The 20,834-nt window shown below is 70.8% G+C and carries 18 protein-coding genes; 2 read left to right on the top strand and 16 right to left on the bottom strand.

Annotated features, from left to right (window positions below):
* Positions 1 to 31: 31 nt before the first annotated feature.
* The 6 genes from GT042_RS04515 to GT042_RS04490 all read right to left on the bottom strand — a co-directional run bounded on the left by GT042_RS04515 (position 32) and on the right by GT042_RS04490 (position 6,141).
* Positions 32 to 1,663 carry a beta-N-acetylhexosaminidase gene (locus GT042_RS04515; protein WP_161307389.1) on the bottom strand — a complete coding sequence of 544 codons (1,632 nt, stop codon included), beginning with the start codon at positions 1,661 to 1,663 and terminating at the stop codon, positions 32 to 34.
* An 80-nt stretch (positions 1,664 to 1,743) separates the two neighbouring features.
* Positions 1,744 to 2,583, bottom strand: a complete 840-nt coding sequence (locus GT042_RS04510; protein ID WP_161307388.1) for a carbohydrate ABC transporter permease — start codon at positions 2,581 to 2,583, stop codon at positions 1,744 to 1,746.
* Entirely contained in the window at positions 2,580 to 3,575 is a 996-nt protein-coding gene (locus GT042_RS04505) for a sugar ABC transporter permease (RefSeq protein ID WP_161307387.1), read from the bottom strand. The genes GT042_RS04510 and GT042_RS04505 overlap by 4 nt, the downstream gene beginning before the upstream one ends.
* Before the next feature lie 5 nt (positions 3,576 to 3,580).
* Positions 3,581 to 4,882: an extracellular solute-binding protein gene (locus GT042_RS04500; protein WP_161307386.1), complete on the bottom strand. Its 1,302-nt coding sequence runs from the start codon at positions 4,880 to 4,882 to the stop codon at positions 3,581 to 3,583.
* A 264-nt stretch (positions 4,883 to 5,146) separates the two neighbouring features.
* On the bottom strand, positions 5,147 to 5,446 hold the full coding sequence (locus GT042_RS04495) for a DUF3039 domain-containing protein (protein WP_161307385.1): 300 nt from the start codon (positions 5,444 to 5,446) through the stop codon (positions 5,147 to 5,149).
* A gap of 134 nt (positions 5,447 to 5,580) precedes the next feature.
* Positions 5,581 to 6,141 carry a YqgE/AlgH family protein gene (locus GT042_RS04490; RefSeq protein ID WP_161307384.1) on the bottom strand — a complete coding sequence of 187 codons (561 nt, stop codon included), beginning with the start codon at positions 6,139 to 6,141 and terminating at the stop codon, positions 5,581 to 5,583.
* A 262-nt stretch (positions 6,142 to 6,403) separates the two neighbouring features.
* Here GT042_RS04490 and murA point away from each other — a divergent pair, with 262 nt between their 5' ends.
* The gene (gene murA, locus GT042_RS04485; RefSeq protein WP_161307383.1) at positions 6,404 to 7,744 is read left to right on the top strand and encodes a UDP-N-acetylglucosamine 1-carboxyvinyltransferase; all 1,341 of its coding nucleotides are present in this window, start codon (positions 6,404 to 6,406) and stop codon (positions 7,742 to 7,744) included.
* Positions 7,745 to 8,018: 274 nt separating this feature from the next.
* Here the strand turns inward: murA and GT042_RS04480 are convergent, their stop codons facing one another.
* The 8 genes from GT042_RS04480 to GT042_RS04445 form a co-directional block, all read right to left on the bottom strand.
* Positions 8,019 to 8,300, bottom strand: a complete 282-nt coding sequence (locus GT042_RS04480) for an HU family DNA-binding protein (protein ID WP_003954777.1) — start codon at positions 8,298 to 8,300, stop codon at positions 8,019 to 8,021.
* Between the two features lie 385 nt (positions 8,301 to 8,685).
* A complete protein-coding gene (locus GT042_RS04475) occupies positions 8,686 to 10,128 on the bottom strand; it encodes an NAD-dependent malic enzyme (RefSeq protein WP_161307382.1) in 1,443 nt (480 codons plus the stop codon).
* A 483-nt stretch (positions 10,129 to 10,611) separates the two neighbouring features.
* Positions 10,612 to 13,065 (bottom strand): UvrD-helicase domain-containing protein, encoded by a 2,454-nt coding sequence (locus tag GT042_RS04470; protein WP_345943682.1) that lies wholly within the window; start codon positions 13,063 to 13,065, stop codon positions 10,612 to 10,614.
* A gap of 152 nt (positions 13,066 to 13,217) precedes the next feature.
* The gene (locus GT042_RS04465; protein ID WP_161307380.1) at positions 13,218 to 14,171 is read right to left on the bottom strand and encodes a zf-HC2 domain-containing protein; all 954 of its coding nucleotides are present in this window, start codon (positions 14,169 to 14,171) and stop codon (positions 13,218 to 13,220) included.
* Complete coding sequence (locus GT042_RS04460) at positions 14,168 to 14,785, bottom strand: sigma-70 family RNA polymerase sigma factor (RefSeq protein WP_161307379.1); 618 nt, start codon at positions 14,783 to 14,785, stop codon at positions 14,168 to 14,170. The genes GT042_RS04465 and GT042_RS04460 overlap by 4 nt, the downstream gene beginning before the upstream one ends.
* Before the next feature lie 99 nt (positions 14,786 to 14,884).
* Complete coding sequence (locus tag GT042_RS04455; RefSeq protein ID WP_161307378.1) at positions 14,885 to 15,484, bottom strand: ABATE domain-containing protein; 600 nt, start codon at positions 15,482 to 15,484, stop codon at positions 14,885 to 14,887.
* A gap of 110 nt (positions 15,485 to 15,594) precedes the next feature.
* Positions 15,595 to 16,734 carry a uroporphyrinogen-III synthase gene (locus GT042_RS04450; RefSeq protein WP_161307377.1) on the bottom strand — a complete coding sequence of 380 codons (1,140 nt, stop codon included), beginning with the start codon at positions 16,732 to 16,734 and terminating at the stop codon, positions 15,595 to 15,597.
* A 216-nt stretch (positions 16,735 to 16,950) separates the two neighbouring features.
* Positions 16,951 to 17,523 (bottom strand): TetR/AcrR family transcriptional regulator, encoded by a 573-nt coding sequence (locus GT042_RS04445; protein WP_161307376.1) that lies wholly within the window; start codon positions 17,521 to 17,523, stop codon positions 16,951 to 16,953.
* Positions 17,524 to 17,763: 240 nt separating this feature from the next.
* Between GT042_RS04445 and GT042_RS04440 the strand changes: the two genes are divergently transcribed.
* A complete protein-coding gene (locus GT042_RS04440) occupies positions 17,764 to 19,299 on the top strand; it encodes an MFS transporter (protein WP_161307375.1) in 1,536 nt (511 codons plus the stop codon).
* 45 nt (positions 19,300 to 19,344) lie between these two features.
* Here the strand turns inward: GT042_RS04440 and GT042_RS04435 are convergent, their stop codons facing one another.
* Positions 19,345 to 19,530 carry a hypothetical protein gene (locus tag GT042_RS04435; protein WP_161307374.1) on the bottom strand — a complete coding sequence of 62 codons (186 nt, stop codon included), beginning with the start codon at positions 19,528 to 19,530 and terminating at the stop codon, positions 19,345 to 19,347.
* Between the two features lie 166 nt (positions 19,531 to 19,696).
* The coding region (locus GT042_RS04430; RefSeq protein WP_161307373.1) for an acyltransferase at positions 19,697 to 20,834 on the bottom strand (1,138 nt) is incomplete at its 5' end.

The following is a 20,834-nucleotide window of genomic DNA, read 5'->3' as shown; positions in this document are numbered from 1 at the left end:
GGCGGGGACGGGGCGACCACCCCCGCACGGCTCACACGATCGGAGGCAGCCCCTCGATCGGGCGTCCGAGCACCCCGGGCCTCCGCTGCCACGGCAACGGGCCCCCGGGCGGCCGGTATTCGACCCCCAGGACGTCCAGCCGCCGGTAGTGCTCGGTCATCCGCTGCTCGAAGTCCTCGAAGTCCCGCTCGGCGGGGGCCGGGAGTTCGGACCACGCGACCTCGGCGAAGGCCGCGAGCCGGGGGAAGACCTGGTAGTCGACACGCGAACGGTCCTGCATCACCTCGGTCCAGACGTTGGCCTGCGTGCCGAGGACGTGCTTCGCCTCCTCCTCGGTGAGGTCGGCGGGCACGGGTTCAAAGCGGTAGACGTCCTCCAGGGTCCTGACGTACCCGATGGGCATCGGTTCGTCCTCGCCCGCGGCCTGACGGTGGTCCAGGTAGACGTGCTGCTCCGGGCACATGACCACGTCGTGGCCGGCCCGGGCGGCCGCGATGCCGCCCCCGTAGCCGCGCCAGGACGACACGGCGGCGCCGGGCGCGAGGCCGCCTTCGAGGATCTCGTCCCAGCCGATCAGCCGCCGGCCGCGCGCGGTGAGCCACGCGTCGAAGTGGTGGATGAACCAGGCCTGGAGCTCGTCCTCGTTGGCCAGGCCGTTCTCCTCGATGCGGAGTTGGGCCGCCGCGGAGTCCTTCCACTGCTCCTTGCGGCACTCGTCGCCGCCGACGTGGATGAAGGTGGAGGGGAAGAGGGCGAGCACCTCCTCGAAGACGCCCTCGTAGAAGCGCAGGGTGTGGTCGGTGGGGGCGAGGACGTTCGCGTTGACGCCCCAGGTGTCCCAGACGGTGAGCGCGGCCGTGTCGACGACATCGGTGTTGCCGAGTTCGGGATAGGCGGCGATGGCGGCCTGCGAATGCCCGGGGATGTCGATTTCCGGGACGACGGTGATATGCCGTTCGCCGGCGTACGCGACGATCTCGCGGATGTCGTCCTGCGTGTAGTAACCGCCGTGCGGTTTCTCCTCCCACAGCTCCGAGGCGCGGTGTCCCCATTTGGTACGGCCCCGCCAGGCGCCGGTCTCCGTCAGTTTCGGATAGCGCTTGATCTCGATGCGCCAGCCCTGGTCGTCGGTGAGGTGGAAGTGGAAGACATTCAGCTTGTGGGCGGCGAGCAGGTCCAGATAGCGCAGGACGCCGTCCTTGGACATGAAGTGGCGTGACACGTCGAGCATCAGGCCGCGCCAGCCGAAGCGGGGGGCGTCCTCGACGACCGTGGCCGGGACGGACCACTGCCGCGCGGGGTCCACCGGGGCGGCGCGGTACGCGTCGGGCCCGAGGAGCTGGCGGAGGGTCTGGGCGCCCCAGAACACGCCGGCGGGGCCGCCGCCCTCGATCCGTACCGCCCGCGCGTCGGCGGTGATCCGGTAGCCCTCGGGGCCGAGCCGGCGCTCCACTTCGGGGCTGATCTCCAGGGCGATGCTGTTGCCGTCCTCGGCGCCGTCCGCGAGCGGCAGCCCGGTCGCGGCGCCGACGGTCGTACGGAACCAGCGGGCGACGCCCTCCGTGCCGGGGCCCGCGTCGATCGTCGTGCCGTCGTCGAGCGGGAACGGGTCGGTGCCCTGTGGGGCCGGCCAGGTGTGCCGGGGGTCGGGAATCAGATCCATGGGTCGGTCCTCACTGGGTTCTCACCGGGTTCTCTCCGGGGGCTTTCTGGGGGCTCTCTGAAGGCTCTCTGGGGTCTCTGTCAGTCCTTGACCGCGCCGCCCAGTCCGGAGACCAGCCGCCGTTGTACGAGCACGAAGAAGACGAGCACGGGAACGGTCATGACGGTGGAGCCCGCCATGATCCCGCCCCAGTCGTTCTCGTCGGGTTTGAAGAAGACGAGCAGCGCCATGGGAAGCGTCGACTGGGACGTGTCACTGATGATGAAGGACTTGGCGAAAAGGAAGTCGTTCCAGGTGGAGATGAAGGAGAAGACACTCGTCGCGACCAGCCCGGGGAACACCAGTGGGAAGAGGATCTGCCACAGGAATCGGGTACGGCTCGCGCCGTCGATGTACGCGGCTTCCTCCAGCGCGTCCGGGACCGCCTTGACGAATCCGCGCAGCATCCAGATCGCGAACGGCAGCGAGAACGCGAGATGCGGCAGGATCAGCGAGCCGAGCGTATTGAGCAGGCCGAGGTCACGCATCTGGAAGAACAGCGGGATGGTGAGCGCCTCGATCGGCACCATCTGCGCGACGAGGAACATGACGAGCAGGGTCGTACGGAAGCGGAAACGGAAACGGGTGACCGCCGTGGCCGCGAGAAAGGCGACCAGCGCGGAGACGATCACGACCGTGCCCGCGACGAGCAGGCTGTTGAGGAAGTACCGGCCGAATTCCTGCTGTTCGAAGACGCGGCGGAACGAGTCGAGCGACGGGGACAGCGTCCAAGGACGCGGCCGGGTGGATTGGATCTCACCTGCCGGTTTGAACGCGGAGAGAACCATCCAGTACAGCGGAAACGCCACCACGACGGCGATGACCAGGGCGGATGCCTCGGCGGCGAGGCGCCACGGGCGGCGGACGCGCGGCAGGTTCACAGTTCTTCCCCCCGGCGGCGCAGCAGCCGCAGATAGACGAGCGTGACCGCCAGCAGAATCAGCAGCATGACCACGCCGATGGCCGAGCCCAGGCTGTACTGGGAGGACGCGAAGGCCTTTTGATACGCGTAGACATTGAGGACGAGATTCTGGCCGGCGATTCCGCCGCCGTTGGTCATCACATAGATCTGGGTGAAGACCTTGAAGTCCCAGATGATCGACTGGATGGTGACGACGACCAGGATCGGGCGCAGCATCGGCGCGGTGACGGACCGCCAGATCCGCCACTGCGAGGCGCCGTCGAGCGAGGCCGCCTCCAGCACCTCGCCGGGGATGGCCTTGATGCCCGCGTAGACGGTGACCATGACGAACGGGAAGGAACACCAGACGACTTCGAGCAGGACGAGCGTGAAGGCGCTGTAGCGCCCGTACGTCCAGGAGAAGTCGCCGAGGCCGAACACCCGGTTGACCGGCCCGTAGTCGGGGTCGAAGAGGAAGACGAAGACCGTGGAGCCGGTGATCGCGGGGGTGGCCCAGGCGCCGAGGGCGGCGAGCATCAGCGCGAGGCGCGGCAGGGCCCGTACGCGGGTCAGGAGAACGGCGAGGGCGCAGCCGAGGCCGAGCGTGGTGACGACACACGCGGCGGCGAACAGCACGGTGGCGAGCAGGACCTGCCAGAACTGGCTGTCGCGGAAGAGCGTGGCGTAGTTCCCGAAGCCCTGGAAGGTGGTGGGCTGCCCGCCGCTGACCTGGGCCTGGGTGTACTCCAGGAAGGAGATCAGGCCCAGTTGGTAGATCGGGTAGACGAGCAGGCCGCCGAGGACGACGAGGGCGGGCGCGAGGTAGAGCCACGGGGTCCAGCCGCCCTGGCCGGCGCGCCGGGGGCCTCGGCGGGGTGTGCGGCGGGGGGCCGCGCCCCCGGCCGCCGGGAGGGCTTTTTCCGGCCTCTCCGGCGTCCGGGGGCGTGGCGCGTGGCCGGTGGGGGACGTCATCCGGTTCAGCCCGCGGACGCGAACGCCGCGTCCATCTTCTTCGCCGCGTCGTCGGACGCGGCCTTGACGTCCTTACGGCCGCTGACGATCTCCTGGAACATCGTCGGCAGGACCAGCGAGGAGTCGATCTGGGACCAGCCGGCGGAGGCGGGGACGAACTTGGCGCCCGCGCCGAGGGTCTTGACGAAGGGGGCGACGAACGGCTGCTTCTGGGCGGAGGCGGCGAGGACGTCCGTGTACGTGGGCAGGAAGCCCATCGCGTCGAACAGCTTGGCCTGGGTGTCCTTGCTGGTGAACGACTTCATCAGGTCGACGGCGAGGGTGCGGTGGGCGCTGCTCCTGAGGACGCCGATGTTGTTGCCGCCGGCGAACGCGGGGGCGATGGAGCCGGCCTCGACGCCCGGGAGCGGGACGACCGCGTACTTGCCCTTGACGGTGCCGGCCTCGACGGCCTGGTGGCTGAAGTCGCCGCCGATCGCCATCGCGGCCTGGCCGGAGGCGAAGGCGGTGACGGTCGCGTTGCCTCCCATGGAGGCGCACTTGGCGGCGGGACAGTTGTCGTCGCCGAAGAGGGAGGTGTAGGCGGCGATGCCCTTGCGGGCGGCGGGGCTGTTGACGGCGGCCTTGTACGTACCGCCGCTCTCCTCGGCGAGTTCGCCGCCGTTCGACCAGACGAACGGCATGGCGCCGTAGGTGTACGCGCCGCCGACGGCGAGGCCGTACAGGGCGGGCTTCTTCTTGTGGATCTTCTTGGCGGTGGATATCAGCTCGGCCTGGGACTTGGGGGCGGAGAGTCCCAACTCCTTGAAGACGTCGGTGCGGTAGTACAGGGCGCGGACGCCGACGAACAGCGGCGCCCCGTAGATCTTCCCGTCCACCGTGACGGACTGCTTCGCCGTGGGGTCGGTGTCCTTGGCCTCGTCCCAGGCGCCGAACTCCGCGGTGACGTCGGCGAGTCCGCCGTCCTTCACGTACCCGGCCGTGTCGGTGTTGCCGTACTCGACCAGGTCGGGTGCGCTCTTCGGGTCGTTGAACGCGGCCTTGATCCGCTGGGCGCGGGTCTCGACGGGGATGTACTCGATCTCGACCTTCGTGCCCTTGTGCTCCGCGCGGAACGCCTTGACGGCGCCGTCGACGACCTGCTCCTTGGGCTTGTTGTTGACCTCCTGGAAGAGCCACACGCGGAGCGTGCCGCTCTTCTCGTCCTTCGTCGCGGTGTTGTCGGACGTCTGCGGAGCGCAGGCGGAGGCCGTCAGGCCGGCGAGCACCAGCGCCGCGACGGGGGCGGCCATACGGGAAAGCTTCATCCGGGAGTTCCCTACGGGTCGGTGGGGACGACAGAGGCATACAGAGGCATCCGTTGCACCATGTGCAACGTGCGTTTCGTTCTGCACAACTCGCAGGAGATAAGCATGTCCGGAACACGTCGACAAGTGGTCTCTACCACTCTGTGACCCGCTGAAGCATCCTGTGCAACGGCCCGCCCCGCATGCCGGACAAAACGCGAACGGCCCCCCGGGCGCGCACGCTCGCGCACCCGGGGGGCCGTCACCGACGGACAGGACCAGAGGCTACTTCTTGCTCTTGTCCTTGCCGCCCTTGTCCTTGTCCTTGTCCCCGCCGGGACCCATGGACTCGTAGATCTCCTTGCACATCGGGCAGACCGGGTACTTCTTGGGGTCGCGCCCCGGTACCCAGACCTTCCCGCACAGTGCGACCACCGGAGTGCCGTCGAGGGCACTCGCCATGATCTTGTCCTTCTGGACGTAGTGGGCGAAGCGCTCGTGGTCGCCGTCGCCGTGCGACACCTGTGGTGCCGGCTCCACGAGGGTGCCCGTCCCTGCCCCGCGCTCGGGCTCAAGAGTGCTCATGAGCGCCAAGGGTACCCACGAAGAGGGCCGGACGGAGGCTCCGGGTCCCCGCTCTCCGGAACCATTCGCTCACGCATCGCTCCCGTGCACCCCTCACCGGGGCCGCGGCCCCGGTTCGGTCCTCGGTCCGGTCCTCAGTTCAACGAGGGATCGTCGGGGTAGGTGGCCACCATCGCCAGTTCACCGCGCTGCCTGCGCAGCACCGCCCGCCACAGTCCCTCGGGGCGCGGCGACGAGACGTCGCCCGGCTCCGACTCGACCACGTACCACGCCCCTTCGGCCAGCTCGGCCTCCAGCTGCCCCGGTCCCCAGCCCGCGTACCCGGCGAAGATCCGCAGTGAGCCCAGCGCCCGTACGAGCAGCTCGGGCGGGGTCTCCAGGTCGACCAGGCCGATCGCCCCGTACACCCTGCGCCAGCCGAGCGGCCCCTCGTCGCCGGGGATGACGGCGAGTCCGAGCGCGGAGTCGAGCGAGACGGGACCGCCCTGGAACACCACCCCGGGCTCCCCCGCGTGGTCCGCCCAGGACTCCAGGATGTCCCCGACGTCCACGGGCGTGGGCCTGTTGAGGACCACGCCGAGGGAACCCTCCTCGTCGTGGTCGAGCAGCAGCACAACAGCGCGATCGAAATTCGGGTCCGCCAGCGCGGGTGTCGCGACCAGCAACCGCCCTGTGAGCGAGGACACCTCGGTCATGCGACACATGATCTCGCACAATCGCCCCGTACGGGCCCCGCGCGGCAGAGTGAGCGCAGACGCAGCTCACGACGCACCGGGGCGGCTCGGACACCACGCGGCGGGAAAATGGGACGGTGACCCTCCGCGAGGAACGCGGAACGGAACGTGTCCTGCCGGATTCATTACGAGTCCGGGACGCCCTCGCCCTTACGGGGCAGGGGCCCCGGCCCCTTACCCTTTTGCTTGGCCACCTGCCCGCCCACTCCGGAACGCGAGATTCATGACCGTCAAAGACGATGTAATGCTTGTCCACGGCGGAACCCCGCTGGAGGGTGAGATCCGCGTTCGCGGTGCGAAGAACCTGGTGCCGAAGGCCATGGTCGCCGCACTGCTCGGCAGCGGCCCCAGCCGGTTGCGCAACGTACCGGACATCCGTGACGTACGGGTCGTACGGGGACTGCTCCAGCTGCACGGCGTCACCGTCCGCCCGGGTGACGAACCGGGCGAGCTGATCCTCGACCCGACGTACGTCGAGAGCGCCAACGTCGCCGACATCGACGCGCACGCGGGCTCGTCGCGCATCCCGATCCTGTTCTGCGGCCCGCTGCTGCACCGGCTCGGGCACGCCTTCATCCCCGGTCTGGGCGGCTGCGACATCGGCGGCCGGCCGATCGACTTCCACTTCGACGTGCTGCGCCAGTTCGGCGCGACGATCGAGAAGCGCGCGGACGGCCAGTACCTGGAGGCCCCGCAGCGGCTGCGCGGCACGAAGATCAGGCTGCCGTACCCCTCGGTCGGCTCGACGGAGCAGGTGCTGCTGACGGCCGTCCTGGCCGAAGGCGTCACGGAGCTGTCGAACGCCGCGGTGGAGCCGGAGATCGAGGATCTGATCTGCGTGCTCCAGAAGATGGGCGCGATCATCTCCATGGACACCGACCGGACGATCCGGATCACCGGTGTCGACCGGCTCGACGGCTACACGCACCGCGCCATCCCCGACCGGCTGGAGGCCGCCTCCTGGGCGTCCGCCGCGCTGGCCACCGAGGGGAACATCTACGTCCGCGGCGCGCAGCAGCGGTCGATGATGACCTTCCTCAACACGTACCGCAAGGTCGGCGGCGCCTTCGAGATCGACGACGAGGGCATCCGGTTCTGGCACCCGGGCGGCTCCCTGAACGCGATCGCCCTGGAGACGGACGTCCACCCCGGCTTCCAGACCGACTGGCAGCAGCCGCTGGTGGTGGCGCTGACGCAGGCGTCGGGGCTGTCCATCGTGCACGAGACGGTGTACGAGTCGCGGCTCGGCTTCACCTCGGCGCTCAACCAGATGGGCGCGCACATCCAGCTCTACCGGGAGTGCCTGGGCGGCTCGGACTGCCGCTTCGGCCAGCGGAACTTCCTGCACTCGGCCGTCGTGTCGGGCCCCACGAAGCTCCAGGGCGCCGATCTGGTCATCCCCGACCTGCGCGGCGGCTTCTCGTACCTGATCGCGGCGCTGGCGGCGCAGGGCACCTCCCGGGTGCACGGCATCGACCTGATCAACCGCGGTTACGAGAACTTCATGGACAAGCTCACCGAGCTGGGCGCGAAGGTCGAGCTGCCGGGCGGCTCGCTCGTCTGACGCACGTCTCTCTCGTCCGACGCACGTCCCCCGTCCGACCCGCGCTCCTCCCGCCGGGGGCACATGCCAGCGGAATCCCTCTGTACGGCGCTGATGGCCTCGCCCCTCCGGGCGGGGCCATCGGGCGCACCGGGGTGTTCTGGGCCGTACACGCCCGGTCTGTGGCCTTCTGGGGGACAACACAGGGCGTCGGTCCGGTGTCCCGGGGGACAACACAGGGGCGGCCATCCGGTTGGATGGCCGCCCCTGTGCCGTGCTTGTTCGCCTGTGGGTGTTACTTGCCCTTGGCGGCTTCCTTGAGCTTGGAGCCCGCGGAGACCTTCACGCTGTAACCGGCCGGGATCTGGATCGGGTCGCCGGTCTGCGGGTTACGAGCGGTCCGAGCGGCACGGTGGGTGCGCTCGAAGGTCAGGAAGCCGGGGATGGTGACCTTCTCGTCGCCCTTGGCGACGATCTCGCCGACGGTCTCGGCGAGAGCGGCCAGCACGGCGTCGGCGTCCTTGCGGGTCACCTCGGCGCGGTCGGCCAGGGCGGCCACCAGCTCACTGCGGTTCATGTTGTTACTCCCGTGTTCTTCTTGCCTGTGAGGCGTGAGATCGAAGCCGATGCTGCCAGGGCCCTCGGACAGTCCCCGGACCCGGGTCTGCTGACAGACCCTCGCGCCCGAATACGCATCCTGCCCCCACCAGCGGCGGGAAAGCCAATCCGGCACCCTCCGGAGTCACACGAAAAGCGCCACTGCCTCGTCGTCGTGACGTTCCGTCGACTCTGTGGAGACTCCTTGGAGCCTTGGCCGCCCTTTGGGCCCCCCGGAGGCCCTGAAAACCTCACTGGAGCGGCGGGGCCCATGGTCCGCCACCCTAGAGGGGGCCGTGACGCCCGGCGAATCGCGACGCGCCGGGCACAGGGCGGACCGTCCGTGACGTTCCCCGGGCAGACGCTCAGACGGACGTCGCCGACACGGAGGGTGACACCGTCACCCCGGCGGCCTTCGCCGCGTCGCGTACGGCACCGGCGACGGACGACGCGACCTTGTCGTTGAAGACCGAGGGAACGATGTAGTTCGGGTTCAGCTCGTCCTCGGTGACGACGTCCGCCAGGGCGGTCGCCGCGGCCAGCATCATCTCCGTGTTGACCGTCCTCGACTGCGCGTCCAGCAGGCCGCGGAAGACGCCGGGGAAGACCAGCACGTTGTTGATCTGGTTGGGGAAGTCGGAGCGTCCCGTGGCCACCACGGCCGCCGACTCGCGGGCGACCGCCGGGTCGACCTCCGGGTCCGGATTCGCGAGCGCGAAGACGATCGCCTTGTCGGCCATCGCCTTGACGTCGTCGCCGTCCAGCACGTTCGGGGCGGAGACGCCGATGAACACGTCCGCGCCGACGACGGCCTCCTTGAGGGTGCCGGTGACGCCCTCCGGGTTGGTGTTGTCGGCGATCCAGCGCAGCGGCGACTCGGCGGCGGCCTCGACCAGGTCCTCGCGGCCCGCGTGCACGACGCCGTGGATGTCGGCGACGACGGCGTGCTTGACGCCGGCCGCGATGAGCAGCTTGAGGATGGCCGTACCGGCGGCGCCCGCGCCGGACATGACGACCCGTACGTCACCGATGCCCTTGCCGACCACCCGCAGCGCGTTGGTCAGCGCGGCCTGCACCACGATCGCCGTGCCGTGCTGGTCGTCGTGGAAGACCGGGATGTCCAGCGCCTCGCGCAGCCGCGCCTCGATCTCGAAGCAGCGGGGCGCGGAGATGTCCTCCAGGTTGATGCCCGCGAAGCCGGGGGCGATCGCCTTGACGATCTCGACGATGGCGTCGGTGTCCTGCGTGTCCAGGCAGATCGGCCAGGCGTCGATGCCGGCGAAGCGCTTGAACAGGGCCGCCTTGCCCTCCATCACGGGCAGCGCGGCCATCGGGCCGATGTTGCCCAGGCCCAGCACCGCGGAGCCGTCCGTGACGACCGCGACGGAGTTGCGCTTGATGGTGAGGCGGCGGGCGTCCTCGGGGTTCCTGGCGATCGCCATGCAGACCCGGGCGACCCCCGGGGTGTAGATCATCGAGAGGTCGTCACGGTTGCGGATGGGATGCTTGGACTGCATCTCGATCTTGCCGCCGAGGTGCATCAGGAACGTACGGTCGGAGACCTTGCCGAGGGTGACGCCCTCGATGCCGCGCAGCTGCTCGACGATCTGTTCCGCGTGCCCGGTGGAGGTCGCCGCGATCGTGACGTCGATCCGCAGCTTCTCGTGGCCGGACGCGGTCACGTCCAGACCGGTCACCGAGCCACCGGAGGATTCCACGGCCGTGGTCAGCTGGGACACAGCCGTCCCGCTCGCGGGGACCTCCAGCCTGACCGTCATCGAGTACGAGACGCTTGGCGCCGTTGCCATGACCGTGTTCCTCTGCTTTCACTGGCTTTTGTTCGAAAGGCACCGTCGCGCGTCGGAGCGCTGGGCCCGACGCGCGTACCGATGGTCGCACCTACCGGCGCGTAGCCGGTAAAGGTCCCGCGTCCCCCGCGTCCGTGGAAGGTGCCTTCCATCAGGCGGGTGAGCGTAACAAGCGGTCCCGCCAACAGAAGCAGGCCCCCACCAACCATCGGTGAAGGCCCGCTGAACGGAAACCCCGTCGCCGGACTCGGCGGAGAACTCAATGAACTCAATGTGCCGGGGCTCGTCGAACGACGAGGGAAACCGGAGAACGACGAGAGAAACCGGAAGTAAAGGCGGCACCGACCCGCCATGCTCGCCTCGCGGCAAGAGGTCGCTCTAGGCGACGAAGGTTGGGCCCGGGGGCTTGGATCGGGTCGGTGCCATGACCAGGCTAACAAACCACTCCCGAAAGTGATTCCTTCCTGACGAGTTGACCGGGAATCAATCCCGGAGCAGGTCCGGCACCCCCTCCGCGTCGGGCTCGTCCCGGAGCCCCGACACGACCGTGAGCTGCTGCGTCGCCCGGGTGAGCGCCACGTACAACACCCGCAGCCCGGCCGGGGACTCGTCGGCGATCTCCGCCGGGGAGACGACGACCGTCGCGTCGTACTCCAGGCCCTTGGCCTCCAGGCTGCCCAGCGCCACCACCCGCGGCCCCAGTTCGGCCAGCCAGCGGGCCGCCTGCTCACGGCGGTTCATGGCCACGACCACGCCGACCGTGCCGTCGACCCGCTCCAGCAGGTCCCGCGCCTCCGCCCGTACGGTCGCGGCGAGATCGCCGTCCCGTACGACGGTGAAGCGCGGGCGTACGCCGGTGGAGCGCACCGCGGACGGCGACTCCATCCCGGGCATGGCGAGCGCCAGCACCTTCGCGGCCAGCTCGGCGATCTCGGCCGGGTTGCGGTAGTTGACGGTCAGGGTGAAGCGGCGGCGCGGGCGGTTCCCCAGCGCCTCGTCCCTGGCCTCCGCCGCCTCGTCGGGATCCGTCCAGGACGACTGCGCCGCGTCGCCCACGACCGTCCAGGTGGCGTGCCGGCCCCGGCGGCCGACCATGCGCCACTGCATCGGCGTCAGGTCCTGCGCCTCGTCGACGATGACGTGCGCGTACTCCGTGCGCTCCGCAGCCAGCCGCTCGGCCCGCTCGCGCTGGGTCTCCTCGCGCTGCGGCATCAGCTCCTCCAGACCGGTGAGCTGGTCCAGCGGGTCGAGCTCACGGCGCTGCTTCCTGGGACGCGGCGGCGAGCCCAGGAGGGTCTCCAGTTCGTCGAGGAGTGCCACGTCGTGCACGGACAGCGGTCCCTTGCCGTCGGCGCCCAGCCGCCGGAGCGAACGGGCCAGCCGGCGGTTCTCGCCCTGGTTGAGGACCCGCCGGCTCCAGCGGCCGAGGCGCCGCTCGTCCGCCATGGCGGCGAGCACCCCGCGCGGGGTCAGCTCGGGCCACCAGGCGTCCAGGAATTCGATGAAGCTGTCCTCGGACGCGACGTCCTCGTCGAAGCCGCCGCGCAGCTCGGCGGCGAGTTCCGCGTCCCCCCTCGACGCGTACTCCCCGGCCCGGGCCGCGGCGCCCGACTTGGACCACAGGGCGTCCAGGAGGAGCTTCCTGGCGCGCGGGCGCAGCAGGTTCACGGGGGCGGTACCGCTGAGCGCGGACTGCCGTACGCGGTTCAGTTCGTCGGCGTCCAGCTCCAGGCGCCGCCCGAAGGCGACGACCCGCAGCAGGTCGGTCCGTACGGCCGGGGTGCGCGTGCCGTCCTCGGGCCCGCCCTCCCCGCCGGAGTCCGCGGCGGATTCCTCACCGAAGGCGAGCTGTCCCGTACGGGGACCACCGCCCCGGCGCCGGTCACGGCCGCCCCGGCCCTCCTGCGCCCCTGCCCGCCCTCCCGCCGCCCCGCCGGACCCACCGGGATGCGCGGAGGGCTCCAGGGCCCCCCTGACCGCTGTACGCAGCACCTTCAGCATCCTGGCCGAACCCTTGACACGGGCGACGGCCGGTTCGTCGTACGCCGTGGCCTCGGCGCCGTCCACCAGGGAGCCGACCGCGCGGATCGCGACCTGGCCCTCCTCGCCCAGGGACGGCAGCACGCCTTCCGTGTACGCGACGAGCAGCGGCGTCGGCGAGACGATCAGGATGCCGCCCGCGTACCGCCGCCGGTCCTGGTAGAGCAGGTACGCGGCCCGGTGCAGCGCGACCGCCGTCTTTCCCGTGCCGGGCCCGCCCGACACCTCGGTGACGGAGGCGGCGGGGGCGCGGATCACCAGGTCCTGCTCCGCCTGGATGGAGGAGACGATGTCGCGCATGGTGTGGCTGCGGGCCTGGCCCAGCGCCGCCATCAGCGCGCCGTCCCCGATGACGGCCAGGGCGCGGCCGTCCAGCGAGGCGGTCAGCCGGGGGCGCATCAGGTCGTCCTCGACCCCCAGGACCCGACGGCCCTTGGAGCGGATCACGCGCCGGCGCACGACCCGGCCGGGATCGACCGGGGTGGCGCGGTAGAAGGGCGCGGCGGCCGGCGCCCGCCAGTCGATGACCAGCGGCGAGTAGTCGGAGTCGAGGACCCCGATCCGGCCGATGTGCAGCGTCTCGGCGATGTCGGCGGTCAGATCGGCCCTGATGGCGTCGTCGGCCGGGTCGACCGAGGTGTACGCGCCGTCCGGGCCCTTCTTGCCGTCCTTGCCGGGCAGCAGGTCGATCCGCCCGAAGAGGAAGTCCTCGAACTCGTTGTTGAGCCGGTTGAGGTGGATCCCGGCCCGGAAAACCTGTGCGTCGCGCTCGGCGAGGGCGCCCGGCGTACCGACCTGCCCCCGTTTGGCGGCGTCGTTCATCAGGAACTCCGCCTCGTGGATCTTCTCCTCGAGGCGGCGGTACACCTGATCCAGATGGTGCTGTTCGACGCCGATCTCCCGGTCGCGTACGGAGTCGTTCCCCGTGTCGCGTCCGGGATCTACAGCGGGTCCAGCGGATTCAACAGCGGCATCCTGCGCGGCCACCGAGGCCCCCTTCGTGACGTGCAACGGGCAGCCGTCAACCGTACGCGAAGGGGGCGGCTGTGTCAGGCGTCGACCTTCACCAGTGACTTGCCGTCGAACGTCCGGACCTCGAAGTGATCGATGTCCTTGGCCTGCATGGCCGTACCGCCGTGGACGTACAGGGGCGCCCTGGACCACTTGTTCGGCCCGTCCGGGATGCCGTACCCCCACGCGGGGACCGTCCAGGAGCTGGTGGTCTCCTCCTCGCCGGTCTTGGAGACGGCGATCAGGCTGCACTTCTCCGGGCCTTTGAGGTTCTTGAGCTCCAGCACCGTGTCGGTGCCCCAGCCCTTCTCCCCCATGGCGACGGTGGCGGTGACCTTGGTGGTCGGGTCGGTCGCCGTGACCTTGTCGGCCATCCCGGCGAAGGCGGCCTTGGCCGTGTTCGCCGTGTCGACCGACGGACTCGGCTCACCCACCGCCACATTGCCCGTCTTGCCGTCGTCGGAGGTCGCGACCACGGCCGCGAGCGGTCCTCCGACGATCAGCGCGGCAGCCGCCGCGACCAGGTACATGCCCCGGCGCTTGCGCTTGGCGCGTTTAGCCGCGACCTCGTCGACCAGCCGGTCGAGGAGCTGCGGGCTCGGCTGTACGGACACGCTGGGGGTCGCCTGCCGCGAGGGCGGGGCCGGCAGCTGCGCGAACGGGTCCAGGCGCCCGGAGGCCCCGGCCTGTCCGAAGGGCAGCTGTCCGAAGGGGGACGCCCCGGGCGGGGCCTGCCCGAAGGCACCCTGCACGACCGACCCGCCGCCGGCGGCACCGGGCGCGCCGAACGCCCCGGGTCCGTCCGCGAGCATGGCCAGCATCGGCTCCATCCCGGAGAACTCCTCCAGGTGGACGGCGCAGATCTGGCAGCCGGCCAGGTGCTCCTCGAAGGCGGTGGCCTCGGCGTCGTCCAGAACGCCCAGGACGTACGCGCCGACGGTTTCGTGCACCGCGCTGTCGTCGCCCGGTCCGTACTGATCGTGCGTGGTCATGCGGAGACCCCCCTCTCCTCCAGCGCGAGCTTCATGGAACGCAGTGCGTAGAACACACGTGAACGCACGGTCCCGCTGGGTATGCCGAGCGTCTCTGCGGCCTCGTTGACCGTACGACCCTTGAAGTACGTCTCTACGAGCACTTCCCTATGGGCAGGGGTCAAATCATCGAGCGCATCTGAGAGCGTCATCAGCCACAACGCCTTGTCGATCTCGTCCTCCGCGGGCATGACCTCCAGCGGCGACGGATCGACCTCTTGTGGCCGGGCCTGCCGGCTGCGGTGACCGTCGATGACGATACGCCGGGCGACCGTCACCAGCCAGGGTCGGACAGAGCCGGTCGCCCTGTTGAGCTGACCGGCGTTCTTCCAGGCACGGATGAGCGTCTCCTGCACGACGTCCTCGGCCCGCTGCCGATCGCCTGCGACCAGACGCAGTACGTAGGCGAGCAACGGTCCGGCGTGTTCCCGGTAGAGGGCGCGCATCAGCTCTTCGTCAGGTGCTGAGGAAGAGTCGGTACGGGGTGCCTCGCTCCGGTGTCGGGCCCGGTGAGGACGGTCATCGGCCACGGCCGCATCCTTGCGCACCTGGAACCTCCCGGTCGAGACCTTCATGGCTGCTTCTCATGCATCACTACGGTCACGGTGGGAGGGTTCACTCAACGAGGAGTGAGAAAGTTTAAAAATCTTCTTCCTCGTCGCCCGGCCATCATGTCAGAGCACCGTGGCGGCCCTGCGCCGGTGGCGCGCGACCCGCTCGCGGTTGCCGCAGACCTCGCTGGAGCACCAGCGCCGCCGCCGGCCGCGCGAGGTGTCGAGGTACATCCGCCGGCAGCTGTCGCCGTCGCACTGCCGCAGCCGGGACCGGGCGGCGGGGTCGGTGAGCAGGTCCACGGCGTCCCGCGCGATCGCCGCGAGGAGCGCCTCGCACCCGGGCTCGCCGGCCAGCACCCGTACCAGAGCGCCGTCCTCGTCCCGTACGGCCCTGATCCCGGGCGGTGCCCCGGCGGCCAGCGCGTTGACCCGCTCCAGCGCGCCCCCGGCGTCGTACCCCTCGATCTCGGCCCGCACCAGCAGGTCGATGCCCTCGCGCAGCTCCGCGAACCGCCCGACCCAGCCGGCGTCGACGGCGACGAGCGCGGTGCCCTCCGGCACCAGTCCCGAGCCGACCAGCCACCGCTCCAGGCGCTCCACCCGGTCGAGCCGCTCGGCCCGCTCGGCGCCTCTGGGTGCGGGTTCCCCGGTCGCGACCAGGTCCAGACAGACCCGTCCTGAGTCGAACCGCCACTCGTACGAGCCCATGCCCGCCGCCATGTGCCTGTCACCGCCTCGGGGTTCACCGGTGAGCGCCGTCGCCGCGCCGTCCTCTCAGAGTGCCTGCCCCGAGGCGCGTCCGGAACCCCTGCTACCGGCACGCCGTGTTGTCAGCCGGTCCCGTACTTGGTGTCGGCGGACGGGTCCAGCGCCAGCCGGTATCCGCGTTTGACCACCGTGTGGATCAGCTTCGGGGCGCCCAGCGCGGTCCTGAGGCGGGCCATCGCCGTCTCCACCGCGTGTTCGTCGCGCCCCGCGCCGGGCAGCGCCCGCAGCAGCTCCCCGCGCGAGACCACCCACCCCGGCCGCCGGGTCAGCGCGTGCAGCAGCGCCATGCCCGCCGGGGGTACGGGACGCAGGTCGCCGTCGACCAGGACGGCGTGGCCCCGTATCTCCACACGCCGTCCGGCGACCGGCAACGTACGGGCGCGGGCGGGCAGTTCGGCGCAGAGCACGTCGACGAGGGGGCCCATGCGGAAGCGGTCGGGCTGGAGGGTGTCGATGCCCCGCGCCTGGAGCGGCAGCGCGGTGACCGGTCCCACGCAGGCCGCCGGCACGTCGTGGTGGAGGGCGTCGAGGAGGTCGGCCAGCCGGCCGCGGTGTTCGGCGCGGGCGAGCAGCGAGGCGGCGGCGGGCGCGCTGGTGAAGGTGACGGCGTCCACGGCGCGGGCGACGGTGGCGTCGATCAGCCGGTCGAGGGGTCCGAGGTCCGCCGGGGGCATCCACCGGTGGACCGGTACGGGCACGACGTCGGCGCCCCCGGCCCGCAGCGCCTCGGCGAATCCGGGCAGCGGTTCGCCGTGCAGCTGTACGGCGATCCTGCGGCCCTCGACGCCCTCCCCGAGCAGCCGTTCCAGCACGTCGGCCATGGACTCGGACGCCGGTGACCACGCCTCGACCAGCCCGGCGGCCCGGACGGCGCCCCTGACCTTGGGCCCGCGGGCGAGCAACTCGGCGCCGTGCAGCCGGTCGAGGAGTTCCTCCCCGCGTCCCCACCCGGCGGCGGCCTCCAGCCAGCCGCGGAGGCCGACGGCCGTGGTCGCCACGACGACGTCCGGGGCGCGCGCGATCACGTCCTCGGTGGCGGCGCGGAGTTCGGTGTCGTCGGCGGGCGGCACGATCCGCAGGGCGGGCGCGTGCAGGACGGCGCCGCCGCGGCGCCGGAGCAGCTCACCGAGTTCGGCGGCCCGCCGGGCCGCCGTGACGCCGATCGTGAACCCCGAGAGGGGGCCGTGCTGTTGTCCGTCCATGCCTCTCCGGCCATTCGTCCGTCACCCGTCACCGTCGATGGCGGCCGAGCCTGCCAAGGGTGCGTGACGGGCCCGGTGCGCGGGGATGTCGGCGGTGTTACGTACGGGCGCGGCGGACCGGTACCTCGGCGGGCCTGGGCTCGTACGGCATCCGTACGGGTCCCGGCGCGGGCGGGCGAAGGTATACCGCCCGCGTGAGGGGCGGCGGGCAGCGGATCAGACGCCCAGGGCGGGGAGGACCACTGCGTCGAGGTAGTCGGAGAGGAACGCGCGGTCGACCGGCTTGTCCTCGATGAGCTGCCGCGCGACGAACGCGCCCACCAGCATGTGGGTGACGAAGGGGAACGCGGGATGGTCCGCCGGCAGCTCGCCGCGGTCCACGGCGCGTCGCAGCAGTATGCCGAGCCCCGTCATCTCCGGCTCGACCAGCAGCTCGCGCAGTGCCTTGTGGAGATCGGGGTTCGCGTGCACGACGTGGAGCAGGCTCCGCATCAGGGCGGCGTCCTCCTCCATCTTGCAGTCGTCGCTGAGCTCGGCCATCGCGTGGAAGTCGCCGCGGAGCGATCCGGTGTCGATCTCCTGGAACGCGGCGGGCTTGTTGTGCCGCAGGGCGCGGACCACCAGCTCGGGCTTGCTCCCCCACTGGCGGTAGAGCGTGGCCTTGCTGGAGCGCGTACGGGCGGCGACGGCGTCCATCGTCAGCGCGTCGTACCCGACCTCACGCAACAGGTCGAGCACCGCCCCGTACATCTCGGCCTCGCGCTCCGGCTTGAGCCTGGTGCCTGCCACGGCCGATCACCTCCACCAACGAACGAAACTGTTTCGTACACTACTAACGTACCCCGGACCCGCCCCACCCCCGCGACCTGGAGCGTTGCACATCCGCGAACGGGAGCGTCGCACATCCAGGGCGTGAGGAGGTAGCCACCGGCAGTGAATCTTTTGCGTTTCGGCCGGGGCGGTCCTATGGTCAGTCGAGTACGAAACAGTTTCGTTCTCCTCTGTCGTCCCACTTCAGGAGTCCGGCCCATGGCAGCCAAGTCCCCCGCCGACACGTCCGTCGGTGACGTACCCCCGCAGAAGCAGGTCCCGCCCGATACGGCGCGGGAGACGGACAAGCCGGAGCGCGCGAACCACCGGTGGTGGGTGCTGACCGTCATCGCGCTGGCCCAGCTGATGGTCGTCCTCGACGCGACCATCGTGAACATCGCCCTGCCCTCGGCCCAGCAGGCGCTCGGCTTCAACGACAACAACCGGCAGTGGATCGTCACGTCGTACGCGCTCGCCTTCGGCAGCCTGCTGCTCCTCGGCGGACGCCTGGCCGACCTCATCGGCCGCCGGATCGTCTTCCTCATAGGCGTCGCCGGCTTCGCCGCCGCCTCGGCCCTGGCCGGCGCTGCCCAGAACTTCGAGGTGCTGGTCACCGGCCGCGCCCTCCAGGGCGTGTTCGGCGCGATGCTCGCACCGGCCGCGCTGGCCCTGCTCAACACGACCTTCACCGGGGCCAAGGAGCGCGCCAAGGCCTTCGGCATCTACGGCGCCATCGGCGGCGCGGGCGGCGGCGTCGGCCTGCTGCTCGGCGGCCTGCTCACCGAGCACCTGAACTGGCGCTGGACGCTCTACGTCAACCTCTTCTTCGCCGTGTTCGCCTTCGTCGGCGGCCTGGTCTTCCTCCGCAAGGGCGCCCCGGCCGACCGGCCGAAGCTGGACCTGCCGGGCACCGTCCTGGTCACCACCGGCCTCTTCGGACTGGTGTACGGCTTCTCCAACGCGGAGACGCACGACTGGAGCTCCCCGCTCACCTGGGGCTTCCTGCTGGCCGGCGCGGTGCTGCTGGCGGCGTTCACCTGGTGGCAGACCAGGTCGAAGAGCCCCCTGCTGCCGCTGCGCGTCCTGCTCGACCGGGACCGCGGGGCGTCCTTCACGATGCTCGCCATCTCCGGCGCGGGCATGTTCGGGGTCTTCCTCTTCCTGACCTACTACCTCCAGGCCTCGCTGCACTACACGCCGGTCAAGACCGGCCTCGCCTTCCTGCCGATGATCGGCATCCTGATGGTCTCCGCGACCCTGGTCACCAACACCCTGCTGCCGAAGTACGGCCCCCGGCCGATCGTCCCGGTGGGCATGGCGATGGCCGCCGTCGGCATGGCGTGGCTCACCGCGCTCGACCTGAGCAGCACCTACTCGGCCCATGTGCTCCCGCCGCTGCTGGTCATCGGCTTCGGACTCGGCCTGGTGATGCCGACCGCGATGAGCGTGTCCACCTCCGGGGTCTCCGTGGAGGACGCGGGGGTCGCCTCGGCGACCGTCAACACCATGCAGCAGGTGGGCGGTTCGATCGGCACCGCGCTGCTGAGCACGCTGGCGGCGAGCGCGGCGACCAGCTACCTGTCGAACCGGAAGCCGACCCCGGGGGCGCTCGCCCAGGCGCAGCTGGAGAGCTACTCGACCGCCTACTGGTGGTCGGCCGGCATCTTCGCCGTCGGCGCGGTGCTCGCCCTGGTGATGTACCGGGGCGGCCGCCCGCAACCGGCTCCGGAGGGCGTCCAGGCCGTCCACATGTAGACGGTCACGGACGGCACGCCGGACCCGGCGCGGACGGCGTGGCCGTCAGCGGGGGGCGGCGGCCGGGTGCGGGTGGTTCTCCAGCTCCCGGCCGTACGCGAGCGCCGCGCCGTAGTCGCCCACCCGACGCGCGTCCGCCCGCTGCTTGAGCAGGGCGGCGCAGACGTCACATCCGGGGAGCGCGCGCTCGCGCGCTCCCCGGTGGTCGCGGCCTTGTTCCGACTTTCGCATGTGCCTTCCGTCCTCGTGCCGATCCGTCCATTTCCGTCCTTCCACAAGGATCGGTACGTTTCGGGGCGTCCGGGCAGAGGCGGGCCGTAGCCGGGGCGACAGAGGACACAGACGGGGGACACGGGGCGCCGGAAGCGGGCGCGCGCCCCCAGGTCCCGTACCGGCGTCAGGTCGGCCAGAGCCGTGGGCGGCGGCGTGCCGCCACGTCCTCCACCCAGCCCATCGCCAGGATCATCAGGGCGATCAGCGGCCAGACCAGGAGCAGGGTCAGCACCCCGTACGAGGCGTCCAGTTCGGCCGAGAACGCGTCGATGCCCGGGATGTTCCAGAGCTGGTCGATCATCGGGACGGTCGCCATGATCAGCAGGTTGTGCCAGAGGTAGATCGTCACGGCGCGGTTGTTGGCCAGGGTGACCAGCGGGTCGAACCGGGCCAGCCGGCCGGGGAGTTCGCGCCAGGACGGGGCGTACTGGAGCAGGATCGCCACGAACCCGAGCGACCAGGTCGCCTCGGTGAGGGGCATCTCGTCGAGGTTCCACCCCTCGGGTCCCGGATGGCCCGAGGCCCACCACAGGCCGAAGGCCATGAGCAGCGCGGCCGACGAGACCGTCAGATAGCGCGGGATCCGCCGGAACAGCCCGTCCTGGTGGGCGAATCCGAGCACCCAGCAGGCGCCGTACACCGCGAAGTCGGTCACCGCGAGGCCGGTCTCGCCGGGGATCGTCAGCAGGCCCGTCTCGATCGCGGCGGTGAGGACGAGCGGGAACGCCAGCGCCGCCCACGGCACCTTGCGGAACGCCCACAGCAGCAAGGGGGACGCGAGGACGAACCAGAGGTACGCGCGGATGTACCAGAGCGGTCCCACCACCTGCTCCGCCCAGGACTCCTCCAGCCAGCCGCTCGCGGACCCGCTCACGTACGGGTACGGCGGCGCGCCCAGCGGCAGGAGGTAGTTGCCCAGCTTCGCCAGACCCCACATCCCCTCCTCCCGCGCCGGGTCCCAGCCCAGCAGGAAGATCACCGGTACGACCACCGCCGCGAACGCCCACATGGGCGGCAGCAGCCGGCGCAGCCGCCCCCGGATCACGCTCCACGGGGTGCGGTTCGAGAGCGAGCGGGCCATCAGCGAGCCCGCCAGCGCGAACATCACGCCCATCGAGGGGAAGACGATCGTCAGCCAGGCCCACCCGAAGATGTGGAAGACCACGACGCGGACCAGCGCGACCCCGCGCAGCAGATCGAGGTAGCGGTCACGGCCGGGAGCGGTCCGCGGGGCACCCGCCTCCGCCGCGCCGGCCCGCGCC

The organism is Streptomyces sp. SID3212 (genome assembly GCF_009865405.1).
In the GTDB taxonomy this organism is placed as follows: domain Bacteria; phylum Actinomycetota; class Actinomycetes; order Streptomycetales; family Streptomycetaceae; genus Streptomyces.
The sequence above is the reverse complement of the archived record's forward strand: the minus strand, read 5'-3'. Positions and strand labels throughout refer to the sequence as shown.